Source organism: Flavobacterium hibisci, assembly GCF_020026925.1.
Lineage (GTDB): Bacteria > Bacteroidota > Bacteroidia > Flavobacteriales > Flavobacteriaceae > Flavobacterium > Flavobacterium hibisci.
Window position 1 is genome coordinate 1 of sequence record NZ_JAIQDW010000057.1, and the last position, 548, is coordinate 548.

Genomic DNA, 548 nt, shown 5'->3' on the forward strand with positions numbered 1-548 from the left:
AGATTCTGTATTTTTGAGTTCTTCTTTGGCTACACTCTGTGCATAATCCCAAAGTTCTTCCAGCTGTTGTTCAATACGTTCTTTACTCTTTTTAATAGCCTTTCCCCAAACAAAAGTATAACGGTTGGCATTGGCTTCAATCTTGGTGCCGTCAACAAAGGCAGTCTTAAGATTTACGATGCCTTCCCTTTCCAGCAAAAGAACAATTTGGGTAAAAATTTCTTTGATTTGCCCATTTAGCCGTTGGCTTCTAAAGCGATTAATAGTATTGTGGTCGGGTTGGCTCATTCCACTAAGCCACATAAAATTGATGTTTTCTTTAAGGGCTTGTTCCAGCTTACGGCTCGAATAAATATTGCATAAATAGCCGTAAACCAAAACTTTTAGAAGCATTTTTGGATGGTAACTTGAAGTGCCCCCAGGCTTGTATTTATGGATTAGGCTTTTTAGTTCCAGACCATCAACGATATTAGAAACTATTCTTACAGGGTGCTTACTGTCAATAAGCTCCGATAAATTCGGAGGAAAAAGCACATTTTGGTTGGGAA

1 protein-coding gene is annotated in these 548 nt (G+C 38.5%); it reads right to left on the bottom strand.

Annotated elements, in window-relative coordinates; genetic code table 11:
* On the bottom strand, window positions 1-548 hold a 548-nt coding region (locus tag K8B81_RS20820; RefSeq protein ID WP_223683445.1), incomplete at both ends, for a transposase.